Source organism: Mesorhizobium sp. M6A.T.Cr.TU.017.01.1.1 (assembly GCF_004023115.1).
In the GTDB taxonomy this organism is placed as follows: Bacteria; Pseudomonadota; Alphaproteobacteria; order Rhizobiales; family Rhizobiaceae; genus Mesorhizobium; species Mesorhizobium mediterraneum.
Window position 1 is genome coordinate 1 of record NZ_RZTA01000297.1, and the last position, 439, is coordinate 439.

Annotated in this window: 1 pseudogene; it reads right to left on the reverse strand. The window is 61.5% G+C overall.

From position 1 onward, the window contains the following. Positions 1-194 (reverse strand): annotated as a pseudogene (locus EOB36_RS34080) (polyhydroxyalkanoate depolymerase); the annotation flags it as partial. Positions 195-439: the final 245 nt, after the last annotated feature.

Below are 439 nucleotides of genomic sequence, written 5' to 3' on the forward strand. Positions count from 1 at the left end.
GTCAGGCCGAAGGCCGGCTTGCCGTAGCGGCGCGTGGTGCGCTCGAACAGTTCGGCCGTCGCCGCGATCGAACGGCCCCATTGCGTGTGGGAAAACGGATTGAGCGGATTGGAGTAAAACATCCGCACCGCGTCGGCATAGAGGCGCGCCGGCTGCAGGGCGGCGTGGTTCATCTCATAGAGCTGGTAGAACATCGAGAACCCCGCTGCTGCCTGCGACCGAAGGGACGGCGAGCCGCGCCGAGCCCTAGATGTCTCGCGGGGAAGTTAACAACTAATTGCTGCGATGCAATACGTCACGCGGCGTGACCATTGCTTCTTTGGTTCAAGGCCATGGAAATCGGGGCCGAACGGTGCCAGCCGGCTCAGTGTGCGACTGCGAAATGTGTAAGCCGAAATGTGTAGGCAATGTGTCCGGCTCTCTTGCCGGACACATTGCC